14 protein-coding genes and 1 tRNA gene are annotated in these 18,821 nt (G+C 68.6%); 5 read left to right on the forward strand and 10 right to left on the reverse strand.

Going from position 1 to position 18,821, the window contains the following annotated elements; all coding sequences use genetic code 11:
* Positions 1 to 62: 62 nt before the first annotated feature.
* Positions 63 to 653 (forward strand): RDD family protein, encoded by a 591-nt coding sequence (locus TF1_RS11195; protein WP_227480992.1) that lies wholly within the window; start codon positions 63 to 65, stop codon positions 651 to 653.
* A gap of 42 nt (positions 654 to 695) precedes the next feature.
* Here the strand turns inward: TF1_RS11195 and TF1_RS11200 are convergent, their stop codons facing one another.
* Positions 696 to 1,856 (reverse strand): FIST signal transduction protein, encoded by a 1,161-nt coding sequence (locus TF1_RS11200; RefSeq protein WP_016188180.1) that lies wholly within the window; start codon positions 1,854 to 1,856, stop codon positions 696 to 698.
* A gap of 207 nt (positions 1,857 to 2,063) precedes the next feature.
* Here TF1_RS11200 and TF1_RS11205 point away from each other — a divergent pair, with 207 nt between their 5' ends.
* Both TF1_RS11205 and TF1_RS11210 read left to right on the forward strand, forming a co-directional pair.
* Positions 2,064 to 3,473: a sigma 54-interacting transcriptional regulator gene (locus tag TF1_RS11205; RefSeq protein WP_061783876.1), complete on the forward strand. Its 1,410-nt coding sequence runs from the start codon at positions 2,064 to 2,066 to the stop codon at positions 3,471 to 3,473.
* A gap of 15 nt (positions 3,474 to 3,488) precedes the next feature.
* On the forward strand, positions 3,489 to 5,429 hold the full coding sequence (locus TF1_RS11210; protein WP_061783877.1) for a vWA domain-containing protein: 1,941 nt from the start codon (positions 3,489 to 3,491) through the stop codon (positions 5,427 to 5,429).
* 9 nt (positions 5,430 to 5,438) lie between these two features.
* Here the strand turns inward: TF1_RS11210 and TF1_RS11215 are convergent, their stop codons facing one another.
* From TF1_RS11215 to TF1_RS11230, 4 genes are all read right to left on the reverse strand, one after another.
* The gene (locus TF1_RS11215; RefSeq protein ID WP_011290888.1) at positions 5,439 to 6,179 is read right to left on the reverse strand and encodes a hypothetical protein; all 741 of its coding nucleotides are present in this window, start codon (positions 6,177 to 6,179) and stop codon (positions 5,439 to 5,441) included.
* 293 nt (positions 6,180 to 6,472) lie between these two features.
* The gene (locus TF1_RS11220; RefSeq protein ID WP_016188177.1) at positions 6,473 to 7,618 is read right to left on the reverse strand and encodes a cystathionine gamma-synthase; all 1,146 of its coding nucleotides are present in this window, start codon (positions 7,616 to 7,618) and stop codon (positions 6,473 to 6,475) included.
* Between the two features lie 92 nt (positions 7,619 to 7,710).
* Positions 7,711 to 8,385, reverse strand: a complete 675-nt coding sequence (locus tag TF1_RS11225; protein WP_011290886.1) for an acyltransferase — start codon at positions 8,383 to 8,385, stop codon at positions 7,711 to 7,713.
* A gap of 254 nt (positions 8,386 to 8,639) precedes the next feature.
* Positions 8,640 to 10,007 (reverse strand): cystathionine beta-synthase, encoded by a 1,368-nt coding sequence (locus TF1_RS11230; protein WP_011290885.1) that lies wholly within the window; start codon positions 10,005 to 10,007, stop codon positions 8,640 to 8,642.
* A gap of 232 nt (positions 10,008 to 10,239) precedes the next feature.
* Between TF1_RS11230 and TF1_RS11235 the strand changes: the two genes are divergently transcribed.
* Entirely contained in the window at positions 10,240 to 11,283 is a 1,044-nt protein-coding gene (locus TF1_RS11235; RefSeq protein WP_011290884.1) for an SGNH/GDSL hydrolase family protein, read from the forward strand.
* Positions 11,284 to 11,360: 77 nt separating this feature from the next.
* A complete protein-coding gene (locus TF1_RS11240; protein WP_011290883.1) occupies positions 11,361 to 12,584 on the forward strand; it encodes an acetyl-CoA C-acetyltransferase in 1,224 nt (407 codons plus the stop codon).
* Between the two features lie 411 nt (positions 12,585 to 12,995).
* On the opposite strand, the gene TF1_RS11245 is transcribed toward TF1_RS11240, so the two are convergent.
* The 5 genes from TF1_RS11245 to TF1_RS11265 form a co-directional block, all read right to left on the reverse strand.
* On the reverse strand, positions 12,996 to 13,967 hold the full coding sequence (locus tag TF1_RS11245) for a Bax inhibitor-1/YccA family protein (protein ID WP_011290882.1): 972 nt from the start codon (positions 13,965 to 13,967) through the stop codon (positions 12,996 to 12,998).
* A 103-nt stretch (positions 13,968 to 14,070) separates the two neighbouring features.
* Positions 14,071 to 15,006 carry a proline dehydrogenase family protein gene (locus TF1_RS11250; protein WP_011290881.1) on the reverse strand — a complete coding sequence of 312 codons (936 nt, stop codon included), beginning with the start codon at positions 15,004 to 15,006 and terminating at the stop codon, positions 14,071 to 14,073.
* Between the two features lie 18 nt (positions 15,007 to 15,024).
* Positions 15,025 to 16,653: an L-glutamate gamma-semialdehyde dehydrogenase gene (gene pruA / locus TF1_RS11255; RefSeq protein WP_011290880.1), complete on the reverse strand. Its 1,629-nt coding sequence runs from the start codon at positions 16,651 to 16,653 to the stop codon at positions 15,025 to 15,027.
* 294 nt (positions 16,654 to 16,947) lie between these two features.
* Positions 16,948 to 17,021: transfer RNA gene (locus TF1_RS11260), tRNA-Leu, on the reverse strand.
* A 146-nt stretch (positions 17,022 to 17,167) separates the two neighbouring features.
* The gene (locus TF1_RS11265) at positions 17,168 to 18,544 is read right to left on the reverse strand and encodes an NAD(P)/FAD-dependent oxidoreductase (RefSeq protein ID WP_011290879.1); all 1,377 of its coding nucleotides are present in this window, start codon (positions 18,542 to 18,544) and stop codon (positions 17,168 to 17,170) included.
* Positions 18,545 to 18,821 lie beyond the last annotated feature (277 nt).

The following is an 18,821-nucleotide window of genomic DNA, read 5'->3' on the forward strand; positions in this document are numbered from 1 at the left end:
CCCGGGGAGGGAGGCGAAAGCCACGAGCCCCACATATCGCGACAACTAGCGATAATGTTCGGGTGACTATTCCTCCCTGGAACCACCCTTCTGGACAGCCGCACGGGATTCCGCATCCCTATCCCGCCGGGGGGAGCGGGGGCTATCCCGCAGTCCCGCATCCCCCGCACGCTCGCATCCACGTCCCCACGGGGATGCCCCTCGCCGGGTTCGGGCGCCGCCTGTGGGCGCGGATCATCGACTACTTCCTCCTGAGCGTGCTCGTGTTCCTGCTCGGGTTCGGAATCCTGTTTCTCGTCTTCCTGGCCTACCCCGGCCTGGAGGAGACCTCGGATACCTTCGACGCCACGTTCGGTTTCCTGTTCCTCTTCGGCTGGGGACTGGCCTCGTTCCTGTACGACTGGTTCTTCCTCGCCGCGACTGGGCGCACCCCCGGCAAGATAATGACCCGGCTGCGGGTGATCAGCGCCACCGGCACCCCGCTCAGCCAAGGACAAAGCGCCCTGCGCAGCGCGGTGTTCGGCTTCCCGCACTCCCTGCTGTGCCTGGGACACCTCTTCCTGTGCGTGTCCTGTCTGGTGATCGCCGGCGACAGCCAGGCTCAGGCACTGCACGACAAGATGGCGCGCACCGTCGTCATCCACACCCCTTAGTCTCGGCGGTCGCGGCCGCGCCGTCCGCGGGAGGCCGGGCCGTCACCCCCGGAACGCCAGCATGCACGCGGTGAAACCGTGCAGGTGGTTGCGTCCGGCAACGGGGCCGATCTCTCCTGCCGCGAAGAAACCGCCGACCGCATCAATCCCGAGAATCTGCTGGACCCGGCGTACGTCGTGGTCGGCGCTCGGGAACATCCCGCTGCCCCGGCCATTGCAGGAGAACAGCAGGGCCCCTTCCGCGGTGCCGCCGGTGTCGTGAGCGAACAACCGCAGCCGTTCCAGCAGATCGCTGTCTGCGGTGGCCTGGTCGCGGACTTGGAAGCGGACGGTCTGCCCCACGTCCACGACATCGCCGATGGTGATCGTCGACTGCTCCGGATCAGCGTCCAGCACGCCCCGGATCAGGAAGTCGCCGCTTTCGTGCCGGTCCGCGTACTCGTCGATAGCGATGCCGATGTGGAGTCCGTCCGCGACGAGCTGCTGCTCTTCCGGGGGGAGCGCGCTCACAATGGACTCCAGTTTCGCGTAGGCGGGGGTGCCCGCCAGTTCGATGAGGACGTTGTCCTCGGCTTTGGTGACGACCATGGAGGGGCCGATGGGACGGCATCCCTGGCTCACCACCGTGCCCAGCACTCCGTTCCCGCCGAACAGCAGTCCCACGGCCCCGGCCTGCACGGTCTCGCCCTGCAGGAACAGCCGGACGCTGTCGCCGCCATAGGTGCCGTCGGCCAGCCCGCCCACGATAGGCAGACCGTCCAGGATCGTGTTGCTGTGCTCCACGAACGTGTGCGTGGGGAACACGTACGGGTTCGCCAGCAGGAGCGCCGCCTGGTCCGCGGGGGTGGGTTCCAGCACGCCGATGACCGCGAGCTGGTCGCCTTCCGCGATCGCGGCGAGTTCGAACGGGGTCATGGTGACGCCGGGCAGCATCGCAGCCCACACGCTGACCGCGCCCTGCCCTTCGGTGCCCCGCCCACCGCCGATCACCCCGCCGGCGCTGCAGCCGATCGTGGTCGCCCCCTCGGCGAGGGCCATGGCACGTTCCCCAGCGAGCGCCACTTCCTCCGGGTCGATACCGCTGACGAACACGCAGACGAGGTCGGCTGGGCCGTCGAGTCGCTCAAGCGCCTGCCTGGTTGCGCGTTCAGCCGCGCTCACTAGGTCGACCCCGGTAGCCAGGGCGTCGCTGAACCGGGTCACTGTCGCCTCCTCGCCGTCTACCGTGAGCGGTCTCTCACGGGCATCGCCATTCTCTCTTGTTGCCGGTTCTCCTTGCATGCGGAACATTCCCTTTACCCCAGAATCCCGGGGGTCAGGCATGGCGCCGTCTTCTGCCGTGGCAGGGGGCGTGGGATTCCGCACACCTGTGTCCGCCACAACCGCGATGCGGTGAATAGACTCGAAGGTGTGCCCGATCACGTCGACCTTCCGCACACCCTGGGCGCGTTGCGCGCTTCGGGGCACCGCTACCGGTCAGTCAAAGACGAAATCCGCGAAAATCTCCTGCATCGGATCCGGTCGGGGGAGGAACGCTTCCCCGGGATCGTGGGGTTCTCTGAAACCGTACTGCCGCAACTCGAACGGGCCCTCCTTGCCCGGCATGACGTGGTGCTCCTGGGTGAACGTGGCCAGGGAAAGACACGGCTGATCCGTACGCTCACGGGTCTGCTGGACGAGTGGAGCCCGGCCGTGGCGGGCTGCGCGCTCAACGACCACCCCTACGCGCCGGTCTCCCCTCAAGCCCGTCGGATGGTCGCTGAATACGGCGACGACCTGCCTATCGTGTGGCGGCACCGCGACGAGCGGTACAGCGAGAAGCTGGCGACCCCCGACACCAGCGTCGGCGACCTCATCGGCGACATCGACCCGGTCAAACTCGCGGAAGGGCGTAGCCTCGGCGACCCGGAGACGGTGCACTACGGCCTGGTACCGAGGTCGAACCGGGGCGTGTTCTGCATCAACGAGCTGCCTGACCTGGCCGCGCGCGTCCAGGTTGCGCTGTTCAACGTGCTTGAAGAGCGGGACGTGCAGATCCGCGGCTACCAGTTGCGGCTGCCGTTGGACATGCTCGTGGTGGCGAGCGCCAACCCGGAGGACTACACCAACCGGGGCCGGATCATCACCCCGCTCAAGGACCGGTTCGGCGCGGAGATCCGCACCCACTACCCGGTGGAGCTCGACGACGAGATCGCCTTGACCGAACAGGAGAGCCGGCTGTCGCCGGAGGTGCGTGTCCCCCCGCACCTGGTGGAAGCGGTCGCCCGGTTCACCCGGCTGGTGCGCGAGTCCCCGTCCGTGGATGAACGCTCCGGGGTGTCGGCCCGGTTCGCGATCGCCGCAGTGGAGACGGTGGCTGCCTCCGCGGAGCGCCGTGCCGCGATGACTGGCGAGCAGGCGGTGGCGCGGGTCTGCGACCTGCCGTGTATTACGGCGGTGCTGCGCGGCAAGGTGGAGTTCGACCTGTCCGAGGAGGGCCGGGAGAACGCGGTCTTGGAGCACTTGCTGAACCGCGCCGTCTACGACACGTTCCGTCGTGTCTTCAGCGGAGTGGACTTGGGACCGCTCACCGAGCGCTTCTCCTCCGGTGCGGCCGTGGAGTCGGGGGATCTGGTGAGTGCGGAAGAGCTCCTCGCACGGGTGGGCCCGTTCACCGGGCTGGCGGAGCTCGTCAAGCGGGTCGCCCCGGACAGCGACGACGATCCGGTGTCGGCTCCCGGCTATGCGGCGGCCGCGGTGGAACTCGCGTTGGAGGGCCTGTATTTGAGCCGGAGGCTGTCGAAGGACACGCTGCCGCACGGGGCCCGGTACCGGATCTGACCGGAATAGGCGCAGATGAGCGGATTCCGCTACCGGAGTTACGTGGACGGCCCCGACCCGTTGCGTCCCCCTTTCGACGTGCGTTCCGCGGTGGACGCGCTGGGGCGTGCGGTGCTGGCCGGTGCGTCGCCCACGCGGGCGCTGCGTGATCTGCTGCGCCGCGGCACCCGCGGGGTGCGCGGACTGGACGAGCTGCTGCGCCACGTGCGGGAACGGAAGGAGCAGCTCCGCTCGCAGGGCAGGCTGGACGGCACGCTCGCCCAGGCGCGCCGCCTGCTGGACCAGGCCGTGGGCCAGGAGCGGGCGGTGCTCTTCCCGGATCCGAGCGACGAAGCCCGGCTCCGGGAACGGGAGCTCGACGACCTGCCCGCTGATCCGGCCGCGGCGATCCGGCGACTCGCCGGCTACCAGTGGCGCTCTCCGGACGCCCGTCAGACGTTCACCCAGCTCCAGGAGCTGCTGCGCCGCGAAATCCTCGACGCCCAGTTCCGCGGTATGCGGCAGGCCATGGCCCGGGGCACGCCTGAGGAGCTGCAGCGGGTGCGCGCCATGCTGGACGCGCTGCACGGGATGCTGGACGCGGACGACCGCGGGGAGCACACCCAGGCCGACTTCGAGCGGTTCATGGCCGAGTTCGGGGACTTCTTCCCGGACCGTCCGCGTACCCTCGACGAGCTTGTGGACGTGCTGGCCTGCCGTTCCGCGGCCATGCAGCGGCTCTTCGACTCGCTGACCCCCGAGCAGCGGGCCGAACTGCTGGCGCTTAGCGCGCAGGTCATGCGGGACGCCGGGCTGGCCGACGCGGTCCAGCGGCTCGGGGAGCGGCTGCGGGCCCGCCGCCCCGACCTGGTCTGGTCCGGCGGGGTCGCGGTCGACGGGGACGCGGAGCTCGGGCTCGGCGACGCCACCACTGCGGTGGCGGAACTCGCTGACCTGGCTGAACTGGAGGAGGCTCTCGGCCAAGGGTACGCGGGGGCCCGGCTGGACGACATCGACACGGCCGCACTACAGCGGGTGCTGGGCCGGTCCGCAGCCGAGGATGTGGCGCGGCTGCGCGCCCTGGAGCGGGAGCTCCGCGACCGGGGCTACCTGTCGGGGTCGCGCGACCGGGTGCAGCTCACCCCGAAGGCGGTGCGGGCGCTCGGGGAGGTGGCGCTGCGCGACGTACTGTCCGGTGCGGGGCGGCGTCCCGGCACGCACGACACGCGGGAAGGGGGCCCGGCCGGGGAGCTGACCGGAGCCAGCCGGCCGTGGCGTTTCGGGGACGAGCAGCCGTTGGATGCGGTGCGGACCGCCATCAACGCGGTCCGGCGCGGCGCATCCTCTGAAGGCCGCCTCCGGTTGCGCCCCGAGGACATGGAGGTGGCGGAGACTGAGCGGCGCGACGCGGCCGCGGTGTGCCTCCTCGTGGACTTGTCGTATTCCATGGTGCAGCGCGGTTTGTGGGGGGTGGCCAAGCAGACCGCGTTGGCGCTGCACACGCTGGTGTCCACCCGGTTTCCGCAGGACGCGGTCCACGTCATCGGGTTCAACGACCATGCCCGGGTCTTGGCTCCCCGCGAGCTGGCGGAGTTGTCGCCGGAACCGGTCCAAGGCACGAACCTGCACCACGCGCTGCTGCTTGCCGGACGGCATGTGGACCGGCACCCGGAGTTCGAGCCGGTGGTGCTGGTGGTGACCGACGGGGAGCCGACCGCGCACCTGGAGGAGGACGGGCTGCCGTACTTCTCGTATCCGCCTTCGCCCCGCACCACAGAGTTGACACTGGCGGAGGTGGACCGGATGACCCGGCGCGGAGCGCGGATGACAGTGTTCTCCCTGGCGGACGATCCGCGGCTGGAAGAGTTCGTCACCGCGCTCGTGGCCCGCAACGGCGGCCGCGCCCTCCGCCCGGTCGCCGACCAGTTGGGGTCGTTCGTGGTGCGGGACCTGCTGGCACAACGCTCCCGGTGGTGACCGGGCCGGTCACTCGGTGGCGGGGAACTCGTCGTAGAGGCGCCATTCCTCTCCGGTGAAGACCGCGAACAGCCGGTGGTATGGCTCCCCGTTCCGGGTGATGAGCACCGTCCCCCTGTCGGTGGTCGGGTTCTCCTCGTCGTCGGAGCCTTCGACGTGCACGCACCAGGCTTCGTGGTCCGGGCCGCCTTCACCGGTGGCCTCGCAGTCCAGCGGCAGGTAGCGGTCGGCGAGCCAGGTCTCCCCTACTTCGGCCAGGGTGGGCGCGGTGATCTCCCAGGCGCTGGGGTCGTCTTTGATGCGGATCGCTTCGTCCAGCCAGTCGGGGCCGGGGCCGTACGGGTCTTCGATGACGAAGTTCTCCACCAGTTCCCAGTGCTCCCCGTCCGGGGTGGTCAACCGCAGCGCTTCGAACGGCTCAGTGGCGGGCGGGCCGAGGACGAACACGGTGCTGTCCCCCACGTCCGCGTACAAGCTGAGGCAGATCCCCTCCCCTCGGATGAGGGAGAATTCTTCCTCTTCACTCAAGGTTTCGCACCGACCGGCATAGTCGACGTCGTACTCCCAGGTGTCGGCGATGTGGGCGCGCACCAGTTCGTGGAGGGTCGGCAGCTCGGGGGAGGGGGAAGCCGACGGGGTCGGCTCGGCGTCGGACTGCGGTGCGGCAGTGTCCTCCTCGCCTTCGCATGCTGCGGTGAACAGGAGGAGGGGAAGGGTGAGCAGGGCCGCGTGGCGGGCAGAAACGCGCATAGGACTCCCTTGCAGCGGTTCGGACACGGTTCGTGTGGGAACCCCCGCCATCCGGAGGTGCGGGTCGGGGGCCACCCGCTGGATACCCGGCAGACAGCGCGAGCCGCGGCCTAGCGGAGGCCGGGAGCGGACAGAGCCGGGCGGAAAGGTCCGCGCGGATCATAGGCGGTGGAAGGGACCAGCCGCGACAGATGAGCGGGCTGGGGCTGTTGCCGTGGAGGAGCGGCGCCGCAGCGGCTCCGCGCGGGTGAGAAGCCGTCCCGGGAGTCGGGCCTCCCGGGACGGCTTTCCGGCTACGGCTCCAATGCTTGGAGCAGGTCGTTGACGAGGTCGTCGACGGTTTCGATACCCACGGAGAGCCGGACCAGGTCGCTGGGCACTTCCAGGAGGGAGCCCGCGGTGGAGGCGTGGGTCATCTTCCCCGGGTGTTCGATCAGCGACTCCACCCCGCCCAAGGATTCAGCGAGGGTGAACACTTTCGTTTTCGCGCACACCCGCAACGCGGCTTCCTCCCCGCCGCGCATGCGGAACGACACCATGCCACCGAAGGCGCGCATCTGGTCGACCGCCACCTTGTGGCCGGGGTGGTCGGGCAGGCCCGGGTAGAGCACTTCGGCGACTTCCGGGTGGCCGACGAGCGCTTCCACGACGCGTTCCGCGTTGGCGCAGTGCCGGTCCATGCGCACGCCGAGGGTTTTGATGCCGCGCAGGGTCAGCCAGGCGTCGAACGGTCCCGCGACCGCGCCCATCGAGTTCTGGTGGAAGGCGAGGCGCTCTCCCAGTTCCGCGTCGGCGACCACGAGGGCGCCGCCGACCACGTCGGAGTGGCCGCCCAGGTATTTGGTGGTGGAGTGCACGACCACGTCCGCACCGAGGCTGAGCGGCCGCTGCAGGTACGGGGAGGCGAAGGTGTTGTCGACCACCAGCAGCGCGTCAGCGGCGTGCGCGATGTCCGCGAGCGCGGCGATGTCCGCAATGTTGAGCAGCGGGTTGGTGGGGGTTTCCACCCAGATCGCCACGGTTTCCGGGCGGATTGCGGTCCGCACCGCCTCCGGGTTGGACAGGTCGACGGCGTCCCAGCTCACTCCCCACCGTTCGAAGACCTTGGAGACGAGGCGGAACGTGCCGCCGTAGGCGTCGTTGGGGATGATGAGGTGGTCGCCGGGTCGGGCGATGGTGCGGAGCAGGGTGTCCTCTGCGGCCATGCCGGAAGCGAACGCCAGGCCCCGCACCCCGCCTTCCAGCGCGGCCAGGCATTCTTCCAGTGCCGTGCGGGTCGGGTTGGCGGTGCGGGAGTACTCGTAGCCGCCGCGCAGCCCGCCCACCCCGTCTTGGCGGTAGGTGCTCGTCTGGTAGATGGGGACCACCACGGCCCCGGTCTCGGCGTCTGCCTCCTGACCGGCGTGGATGGCCAGTGTCTCAAACCCCTCGTAACTCATGGCGCCACAGTAGTACCGGCAGTCTCATGTTTTCCTGTCCCACCCCGCTCGGCCGGGGTTTCCGTGGCTCGGCGGGGCGGTCCGCGCCGGGGCTATCCGGCAGCGGGTTCGGTGTCAGCGTCGTCGCGGCGGACGATCACATCGGTGCGGAGCGGCGGATTCCACCCGGTTTCGGGGTCGTAGCGGCGCACGATGCGGCCGGGCACGCCCGCGATCACGCAGTGGTCGGGGTAGGTGCCGGGGCGCACTACCGCACCCGCCGCGACCACGCAGTTGCGGCCCAGGTTGACGCCGGGGAGGATCACGGCGTGCGCGCCGATCCAGGATCCGGCGCCGATGCGGACCGGGGCTTCGGTGGGCCACTGGTAGCCGATGGGGGTGTTGGGGTCGGCGTAGCCGTGGTTTTGGTCGGTGACGTAGACGTAGGGGCCGGTGAAGACGTGGTCTTCGAACACGATGGAGCGGTGCGCTACGACGTGCGAGCCGCGACCGATCGTGCACCCGTCACCGATGGTGAGGAGCGGTTTGGGTCCGAGGTCGAGTCCGGGCATGTATCCGGCGCTGAGGGTGATGTCCGCCCCGATCAGGGTGTGGGAGCCGAGGGCGATCCAGGGTTCCCCGAAGATGGTGGCGGGGGGAAAGGCGATGGAGGTGCCTTCACCGTAGGCGGCGAAGCGCGCGGCGGCACGTGAGCCGTAGCGGATGTCTGCTTTGCGCCGTGCCCAGGACCAAGCTGTACGCACCATCCAGGAAAGCAGCCGCGACACGGGGTCGTCTCCGTAATGTACTCGTCAGTAATACTGAGGAAACCCTAGACGACCCGGCTGCCGCTGTTGAGAGGGTGGGCCCGGCAAAATCCGCTTCCCGCCTCGATGCCACCCAGGACAGGCATGCCTGGCCCATGGCCCGCCCGGCCCTGCTGGGCAGGCCCCTTCCCGTGCCCCAGGGCCGTGGGGAGGGGTCCAGGGCCCTAGGGGCACGGTTCTGCCAGAACAGCCGCGCGGGGTGGGGCGGGCCGCGGTCAGCTCGCTAGGTGGGCGAGCAGGTCTTGGCGGGTGAGGATTCCCGAAGGCTTGCCGTCCTCGAGCACCACGACCGCTCCCGAGCTTTGGAGCAGTTCCACGCAGCGGCTCACCGGCTCCCCGGAGCCGACGACCGGCAGCGGCGGTCTCATGTGCTGCTCCACGGGGTCGCCGAGCTGGGCCCGGCCGTTGAACAGCGCGTCGAGCAGGTCGCGTTCCGCGATGGCGCCCACCACTTCGGCGGCCATCACCGGGGGTTCCTCCTTCATGACCGGCAGCTGGGAGACCCCGTATTCGCGCATGATGGCGATGGCGGTGCCGACCGTCTCGTGCGGGTGGGTGTGCACGAACTCGGGCAGGCTGTCGTCCTTGGCGGCGAGGACCTGTCCGGCGGTGGCTTCCTCCGTCTCCGGCTCCAGGAAGCCGTAGTCGGCCATCCACTCGTCGTTGAAGATCTTGCCAAGGTAGCCGCGGCCGCCGTCGGGCAGGAGCACCACGATGACGTCGTCGGGTCCGGCTTGGGCCGCCACCTTGAGCGCGGCTACCACGGCGAGCCCGCACGAGCCGCCGACCAGCAGCGCCTCCTCTTTAGCGAGGCGGCGGGTCATGAGGAAGGAGTCCTTGTCGCTGACCGCGATGATCTCGTCGCAGATCTTCGTGTCGTAGGTGGCGGGCCAGATGTCTTCCCCCACGCCCTCCACCAGGTAGGGGCGGCCAGTGCCGCCGGAGTAGACCGAGCCTTCCGGGTCGGCGCCGATGACCTTCACCCGGCCGTTGGAGACCTCTTTCAGGTAGCGGCCGGTGCCGGTGATCGTGCCGCCGGTGCCGATCCCCGCGACGAAGTGGGTGATGCGGCCTTCGGTCTGCTCCCAGATCTCCGGCCCGGTGCTGTAGTAGTGCGACTCCGGGTTGTTGGGGTTGGAGTACTGGTCGGGTTTCCACGCGCCGGGGATCGTCGCGGCCAGGCGGTCGGAGACCGAGTAGTAGGACTCGGGGTGGTCGGGGGCGACGGTCGTGGGGCAGACCACGACTTCGGCCCCGTAGGCGCGCAGCACCGCGAGTTTGTCGGCGCCGACCTTGTCCGGGCAGACGAAGACGCAGCGGTAGCCCTTTTCCGCGGCGACGATCGCCAGGCCTACACCGGTGTTTCCGGAGGTGGGCTCCACGATCGTGCCGCCTGGTTTGAGGAGGCCCCGCCGTTCGGCGTCTTCGACCATACGCAGGGCGATGCGGTCTTTCACCGATCCCCCGGGGTTGAAGTACTCCACTTTCGCCAGCACAGTCGGAGCGAGTCCGGCCGTGACTTTCTTCAACCGAACCAGCGGTGTGTTGCCGACGAGTTCGATCAAAGAGTTGGAGACCCGCATCAACTCTTCCCTTTCCTCCCCTTGGGCCGCCGCGGTGTCGGGGATGCGACGGCGGCCATGGCATGCGGTACCGGTACTCCGGTGTCCGTCTGACCCTATACGCCGCTGTACCTGGACCGTTGCGGCGGAGGAGGAGGGAGTGCTGCGCGTCTCGTTTCCGACTTGCCCCGTTGTATTCGGGTATCACCCGTGATACAGAGACGGTTCTCGCTTCGCGGTGGGAGGCGGTCGCATGGCTCTACGCGCAGCGCAGGCTCGGCGGATCATGGCGGCGACCATGTTCGGCGGCGGCGGGTTGACCCTGCTGGCGGCGAGCACCGTCGCCTTGCTTTTTCTGCAGGCCAAGATCGCCGCTCGGACAATCGGGGTCACCCCTTGGCAGCGTCCCCGGGTCGACGGGGTCTACGGCGTGGGCGGGGGCGAGCCGCTCACCCTGCTCATGATGGGCGATTCCACTGCCGCGGGTTTCGCCGTGTCCGATCCTCGGCAGACCCCGCCCGTGCAGTTGGCTTCGGGGCTGTCGGCGGTGGCGGACCGTCCGGTGCGGCTGCGTGACGTCTCGAAAGTCGGCGCTACCTCGCAGGGACTGCTGGCGCAGTTGGACCGGGTGCGCGGCGAACGGGTGGACCTGGCGGTGATCTTCATCGGCGCCAACGACGTCATCGACCGGATCCGCCCCGCGGACGCGGTGTCCCATTTGCGCGTCGTCGTACGGGAGCTGGTGGCCTCCGGTGCGGCAGTGGTGGTGGCCACCTGTCCTGATCTCGGCACGGTGCAGCCGATCCCGCAGCCGCTGCGCGCTATTGCGCGGCGGGCGTCCCAGCAGATGGCGGCCGCGCAGACGGTGGCGGTGGTGGAGGAGGGCGGGAGCACGGTGGCGTTGGGCGACCTCCTCTCGGACGAGTTCTCGCTGTATCCCGAGGAGATGTTCGGTCCGGACCGGTTCCATCCTTCGGCACGCGGCTACGGGCGGGCGGTGGCCGTGGTACTCCCTGCACTGTGCTCGGCCTTGGGGCTGCTGCCGGAGCCGGTGGAATCGGAGCCGGATGCCGAGGAGGTGCTCCCGGTGGACCGGGCTGCGGCGGCAGCCGTGGCGGCGGCCGGAAGCGAAGTGCGGCAGGCCGGGCAGGAGGAGCACAGGCGCGGTTCGCTCGGCCTGTGGGCGCGGCTGCTGCGCCGGGACACGGCCCCCGCAGCAGACACCCACAAACTAGAAACCGATTCCAATTCGGTTAAAGCGACCCCGGCCGCGTCCGTAGGAAGTCGGATTGGCTAGCGTTCTGGGTAACGAGGTCGCAGCCGCCCGTGACCTGCGGGTGGACTCCCGTCAGCATCTCCTAGAAAGGCCGAGGCATGCCTGAAGCCGTCATCGTCGCTACGGCACGCTCTCCCATCGGACGGGCTTTCAAGGGGTCCCTCAAGGACATCCGCCCGGACGACCTGACCGCGCAGATCATCTCCGCGGCGCTCGCCAAGGTCCCGCAACTGGACCCCGCCACCATCGACGACCTCCTCCTGGGCTGCGGGCTCCCCGGTGGCGAACAGGGCTTCAACATGGCCCGCGTTGTCGCGGTGCAGCTCGGTCTGGACTCGGTCCCGGGCACCACCATCACCCGCTACTGCTCTTCATCCCTGCAGACCACCCGGATGGCGTTCCACGCCATCAAGGCCGGGGAAGGCGACGTCTTCATCTCCGCCGGCGTGGAAATGGTCAGCCGCTTCACCAAGGGCAACAGTGACACGCTGCCCGACACGAAGAACCCGCTGTTCGCCGAGGCTGAGGCACGCACCGCCCGCCGCGCCGAGGGCGGTGCAGAACCCTGGCGCGACCCGCGGGAAGAGGGCAAGCTCCCCGACATCTACATCGCTATGGGGCAGACCGCGGAGAACGTGGCGCAGCTGCGCGGCGTCTCCCGCCAGCGCCAGGACGAATTCGCGGTGCGTTCGCAGAACCTGGCGGAAAAGGCGCTCGACAACGGTTTCTGGGAGCGGGAGATCACCCCGGTGACCCTGCCTGACGGCACGGTGGTCTCCACCGACGACGGTCCGCGGCGCGGCACCACCTACGAGAAAGTCGCCGCCCTGGACCCGGTGTTCCGCCCCGACGGCACGGTGACCGCGGGGAACTGCTGCCCGCTCAACGACGGCGCGGCCGCACTGATCATCATGAGCGACCGGAAGGCCGCTGAACTGGGCATCACCCCGCTGGCCCGGATCGTGTCGACCGGGGTGAGCGCGCTGTCACCCGAGATCATGGGGCTGGGACCGGTCGAGGCCTCCCGGCAGGCGCTGGCCCGCGCCAACATGTCGATCCGCGACATCGACCTCGTGGAGATCAACGAGGCGTTCGCCGCGCAGGTGCTTCCGTCCGCGGACGACCTGGGCATCGACATCGACTCCCAGCTCAACGTCAACGGCGGCGCCATCGCTATCGGCCACCCGTTCGGTATGACGGGGGCGCGGATCACCACCACGCTGATCAACGCCCTCCAGTTCCACGACAAGACCTTCGGCTTGGAGACCATGTGCGTGGGCGGCGGGCAGGGAATGGCCGCCATCTTCGAACGGCTGAGCTGACCCCAGAAGTACCGCGCACCGCGGACAATTCCCGGCGGGGCATTCACGTGAATGCCCCGCTTTACTCTTTCTCCACGCTCCCCGGAGGACCGGTTTCTTCCCTTCGGGAAAGAGCGTCCCCGCCATTCCCCCGGGGAAAGGACTTCCTTCTCTCCCTTGGGGAAAGGGTCCGCGGAGCCTGTGAATACGCGGAGCAACAGAGCAGTTTTCCCCTCGGGACTCCGTTCCCCGCAGGAGTTTCCCCCTGCCCTGCTGGGCCGCGGAAAAGAGCGCGCCCGCTCAACGACGGCTCGGCCGAAGACTGGCGCTCGAGGGCATTGCCCCGCAGCAGGTGCCCGCATGGGGGCCGTACAAAAACGGGTGCCCCTCCCGCCCAGGGGAGAGGCACCCTGTCCTGCTCTGGACCGTGCGTTATTCGCTGAACATTGACTGGATGATCCACAGCAGACGCACGATCTCGATGTACAGCCAGACAAGCGAGACAGTCAGGCCGAACGCGAGCTGCCAGGAGACCTTCTCCGGCAGACCGTACGCGATGGCCTCCTCGACGTCGCGGAAGTCGATGGCCAGCACCAGCGCAGCCAGCACGATCGCGACGGCGCTCACCAGCAGGCCCAGCGGTCCGGCTTCCCGCAGGCCCAGGCCGCCCGGGACGAAGATGCCCACGATGAGGTTGACCAGGACCAGGGCGAGGAAGCCGAGCAGCGCCGCGGTCACCACCTTCACGAAGGTGTTCGTGACCCGGATGACCTGGAACTTGTAGAGCGCGAGCATGATGCCCGCCACGAACAGCGTGCCGAAGACCGCAGGCACGACAAGGCCTCCGGGAGCCACCCCGGATCCGGCGAGCGACGCTTCCAGGACGAAGCTGAAACCGCCGACGAACAGGCCTTCCAGCCCGGCGTAGATGAGGATCAGCGCCGGGTTGGTGGACCGGGTGAAGGAGATGACCAGGCCCAGGATCAGGCTGCCGATCGCACCGATGACCAGCATGACGACGCTGAGGGCCGGGTTGACCAGCATCGCCATGAAGTAGGTGAGGACGGCGCCCAGCACGACGGTGCCGAGCGTGAACCCGGTGCGCATCACCACGTCGTCGATGGTGACCGGGCGGGTGCCGGGAACCGCCGGACCGTAACCAGGCTGGGCCGGGTACGGGGCGGGGCCGTACCCCTGCGGGGGATAGGGCTGGCCGTAGCCCGGCTGTCCGTAGCCCGGCTGTCCGTAACCGGGCTGTCCGTAACCAGGCTGCGCGTAGGGCTGGCCGTACCCTTGCGACGCGTAGGGCTGGCCGTAGCCGGGCTGCGCGTAGTAGCCCGCGCCTCCCGGAGCGCTAGCCAGGGCCCGCTTGATCACGGGATTGGAACTGCTGCGCTTCCGCATAATCGTGTTTGCACCTCTCAACGGCGAGATACCAGTGCCATTCAACGTAACGGATCCCGCTAGCAAAGGGGTTCCCGTTTTCCGGTCGCACCGCACGGCGACCCTATCGCACGGCTCCCCCGGCGAAGAGAGCGCGGGCGAAGAACGCCGTATTCGCGGGGCGTTCAGCCAGTCGCCGCATGAAATAGCCGTACCACTGCTCACCGTACGGCACGTACACCCGCACCCGCTCGCCCCGATCGGCCAGAGCCGCCTGCAGGTCGGTACGGACTCCGTAAAGCATCTGGTACTCGTAGGAGTCCGCGCTGCGCCCGGCGGACCTTGCGAGGAACGCGGCAATCCGCAGGAGGCGCGGGTCGTGGGTGGCCACCATGGGATAGCCGGGGCCGTCCATGAGGATGCGCAGGCAGCGCACATAGGAGCGGTCCACTTCGGCCCGGTCGCGGTAGGCCACCGTAGCAGGCTCGTCGTAGGCGCCTTTGCACAAGCGCACCCGCGACCCGGGCACGGCCAGGTCCCGGCAGTCGGCTTCGGTGCGCCGCAGGTAGGCCTGGAGCACAGCCCCGGTCCGGGGGAAGTCGACGCGGAGCTGGTGCACGATGTCCAGGGTGGCGTCCGTGGTGGTGTGGTCTTCCATGTCCACGGTGACCGTGGTGCCCACCGCTTCAGCGGCCGCGCAGATCTGCCGGGCGTGGTCCAACGCGAGCTGTGCACCGTCGCGGGGCAGCGCCAGGCCGAGCGCGGAGAGCTTCACCGACACCTCGGCCCGCGGGGCCAGGCCGTGCTCTCCCAGGGCGGTGAGCAGGTGCGTGTAGGCGTCCACTGTGCGGCTGGCCTGCTCAGCGTCGGTGATGTCCTCCCCCAGGTAGTCGACGGTGACGTGGCGGTCAGCGGTGAGCTGGCGGAGGACAGGGAGCGTCGCGTCGAGCGTGTCTCCGGCGACGAACCGGCGGACCACGCCCCGGGTCAGCGGGGAGCGGGTCACGAAGTCGCGGCAGCGCGGCGAGCGGGCCGCGAGCAGCAGGAGGGTGCGAAGCATGCCGGTGTCCCCCTGCCCTCAGTCCTGGTGCGGGTAGCGGTGGTCGGTGGGCGGGACGAATGTTTCTTTGATCACCCGCGGGCTGGTCCACCGCATGAGGTTCGCCATCGACCCGGCCTTGTCGTTGGTGCCGCTGGCCCGGGAGCCGCCGAACGGCTGCTGTCCCACGATCGACCCGGTGGGCTTGTCGTTGATGTAGAAGTTGCCCGCCGCAAACCGCAGCTGCCGGGTCGCCGCGAGGATCGCAGCCCGGTCGGTGGCGATGATGGCGCCGGTCAGCCCGTAGGGTGCGCCGCGGTCGACGAGGCGGAGCACCTCCTCGTAGGCGTGGTCGTCGTAGACGTAGACCGCGAGGACCGGCCCGAAGTACTCGGTGGTGAACACCTCGTGGCTCGGGTCGCTGCCGAGGAGGACCGTGGGGCGCACAAAGTAGCCGACGCTGTCGTCGGCAGTGCCGCCGACGAGCACGTCGATCGTCGGATCCGTGCGCACCCGGTCGAGCAGGCGGGCGAGGCGGTCGTAGGCGCGGCGGTCGATGACTGCGCCCAGGAAGTTGCGGAAGTCGGTGACGTCGCCCATGGGGAGCGCGTCGACCTGGGCGAGGAAGTCGTCACGCATCCGCTCCCACACCGAGCGGGCGATGAAGGCACGGGAGGCAGCGGAGCACTTCTGGCCTTGGTATTCGAACGCACCGCGCAGCAGGGCGGTGCGGAGCACGTCGACATCGGCGGAAGCGTGCGCGACCACGAAGTCTTTGCCGCCGGTCTCTCCGACGATGCGCGGGTAACTGCGGTAGCGGGCAATGTTCTCCCCGACGGTCCGCCACAGGTACTGGAAGGTCCGGGTGGAGCCGGTGAAGTGGATGCCCGCCAGGTCGGGGTGGGTGAGGGCGACTTCGGAGAGCGCCACGCCGTCGCCGGTGACCAGGTTGATGACACCGGGCGGCAGTCCGGCTGCTTCCAGCAGTTCCATGGTCAGGCAGGCGGCGAGCGTCTGGGTGGGGGACGGTTTCCACACCACGACGTTGCCCATGAGCGCGGGCGCGGTGGGGAGGTTTCCGGCGATCGCCGTGAAGTTGAACGGGGTGATCGCGTAGACGAACCCTTCCAAGGGGCGGTGGTCGGTGCGGTTCCACGTGCCCGGCGCGTGGACGAGCGGCTGTTCTGCGAGGATCTGGCGGGCGAAGTGCACGTTGAACCGCCAGAAGTCGGCGAGTTCGCAGACCGCGTCGATCTCGGCTTGGATCACGGTCTTGGACTGCCCCAGCATGGTTGCCGCGTTGAGGCGCTGCCGCCACGGGCCGGAGAGGAGGTCGGCGGCGCGCAGCAGGATCGCGGCCCGCTCGTCGAAGGGGGTGTCCCGCCACGCGGGGGCGGCGTGGAGGGCAGCGGCGATGGCGTCCCGGGCGTCCTCGTGGGTGGCGTTGCCGAGAATGCCGAGCACGGAGGCGTGGCGGTGCGGTTGGACAACGTCGATGCGTGCCCCGCCGCCGAGGCGCCGCGTGCCGCCGATAGTCATGGGGAGTTCTCTGGGCTGGTCGGCGAGTGCGGTGAGGTAGCGGGTGAGTTCGGCGCGTTCCGGGCTGCCGGGCGCGTAGGACAGGACCGGCTCGTTGACGGGTGCGGGAACGTTGGTCACGGCGTCCATGGATGACCCCCTGGTGTGGTGTCGCGGGTGGACTAGGCCAGTACCCAGAAGGGACTCCTTGTGGGCGTCCCCGGGGGAAAGTGAGGTGCGGGTGGTTCGAGTCGGTGGAAAGACCGGTCGGCTGTGTGAGGGTTTCTACCCGCGAACTGGCCCGCCCAGTGGGGGATTTCGCACCCGGAAGGCTGTTTTGTCGGGGATGGACGCCAGGGGTTGCGGCAAAAGAAAAAGCCCGGTCCTGAATGCAGGAGCCGGACCTGGGAGTTTCTCAGTCCACCGTGACGGGTGGGTGAGGAGTACCCTCGGTCGGATTCGAACCGACACTTATGACCCTTTTAGGGGGCCTGCCTCTACCGTTGGGCTACGAGGGCGCATCTAGCATACCGGTCACCACGCCACTTTTTCTGTGGTTTGGAGTTTTACTTCACCATCGAGTACGAAGTGTTGTGGACCCGTTCCGATTCGAAACGGGTCCACTACCTTCTGTCGTTTTTTCGTCGGGAAGCAGTGCCTCGGTTCAGGAGACGCGGCGCAGGTTGCTGCCGTCGACTTGCGGGCGGGCTGCTTCGGTGAACGCCTGACGGGGCTGGCTCATCTCCGGGATCGACGCGAAGTCGCGGCGCAGGAAGAAGCCCAGCGTCCAGTCGGCGAGGACCCGCATCTTGCGGTTGAACGTCGGCACCGCCAGCAGGTGGTAGCTGCGGTGCGCCAGCCACGCGGGCAGCCCGGTCAGCTTGACCGCGCCGAACACTTGGGCCGCGCCCTTGTACATGCCGAGTCCGGCGACCGCCCCCAGGTTCTTGTGCCGGTAGGGCTTGAGTTCCTTGCCGCGCAGGGTGGCGATGATGTTGTCGGCCAGGACCGGGGCCTGGCGGACCGCGTTCTGCGCGTTGGGCGGGTAATAGCCGCCGTTGCCGTCCGGGACTTGGGCGTTGTCGCCGCCCGCGAAGGCGTTCTCCACCCCCCTGACGGTCAAGTATTCGGTGGTGTCCACGTGGCCCTTGGGGCCCAGCGGCAGGTCGGAGGCTTGGACGACCGGGCTGGGCTTGACGCCGGCGGTCCACACCAGGGTGCCGGCTTCGAACTCGGTGCCGTCGCTGAGCTTGATGCGCTGGTCGACCGCTGACTCCAGGAAGGTGGACAGGCGCACGTCGATGCCGCGGTTGCGGAGCTGCTGGAGTGCCTTGGCGCCCACCTCGGGGCCGACCTCGGGCAGGATGCGGTCGGCGGCCTCAATGAGGTAGAAGTGCAGGTCGTCGATGCTGATCGACGGGTAGATCCGGGTGGCGTCGCGGGCGAGGTCTTCCAGCTCCGCGATGGCTTCGGCCCCCGCGAACCCGCCGCCGACGAACACGAAGTTCAGCGCCTTGCGCCGCACTCGCGGGTCGTCGGTGGAGTCAGCGATGTTGAGCTGCTCCAGCACGTGGTTGCGCAGATAGGCGGCTTCCTGGACGGTTTTGATGCCAATGCCGTGCTCCGCTAGCCCAGGAATGGGGAGGGTGCGGGAGACTGCTCCAGCCGCCATGACCAGGTAGTCGTAGGTGAGCTCGCGGCGCTCCCCCTCGTTGGTCACGCATTCGACCCGGCGCTGGGCGTGTTCGATGCGCACGACCCGGCCGTTGAGGACGCGGGTGCGGCGCAGGACTTTGCGCAGCGGGACGACGACGTTGCGCGGGGAGATGCTGCCCGCGGCCGTCTCAGGCAGGAACGGCTGGTAGGTCATGTAGGAGTTGGGGTCCACCACGGTGATGCGGGCTTCTCCCGGTCCCAGCTTCTTCTCCAGCCGCTTCGCGGTGTACATGCCCAGGTACCCACCGCCAACGATGAGCACGTGCGGGATCTCCGATGCGTCACCGCCGCCGGGCACCAGCCGGTAGTTCCTGCTTTCGGTCATCGTTGTTCCGCCCCTGCTTCCCCGATCCCACAGCTCCACCGAGCGTAAAGATCGGCAAATTTTCTTCGCCTGTCACCTTCTGCATGGATTCACCGCAGAAACCATGCGATTTTTAAGCCAAGGCGAGATCTCGCCCCTCTCGTCCTGCTTGTGCATTCTTTCACAAGCTACCCACGTCAGCCAAGGAACAGATTGGAAAGGTTTAAACCAGAATAAACCACCCTAGAGCAGCGTTTCCGCAGGTCAGGATATATGTGAATGCTTTCACAAGCCTGGT

The sequence above is a fragment of the Thermobifida fusca NBRC 14071 = JCM 3263 genome (assembly GCF_001592045.1).
GTDB classification, from domain to species: domain Bacteria; phylum Actinomycetota; class Actinomycetes; order Streptosporangiales; family Streptosporangiaceae; genus Thermobifida; species Thermobifida fusca.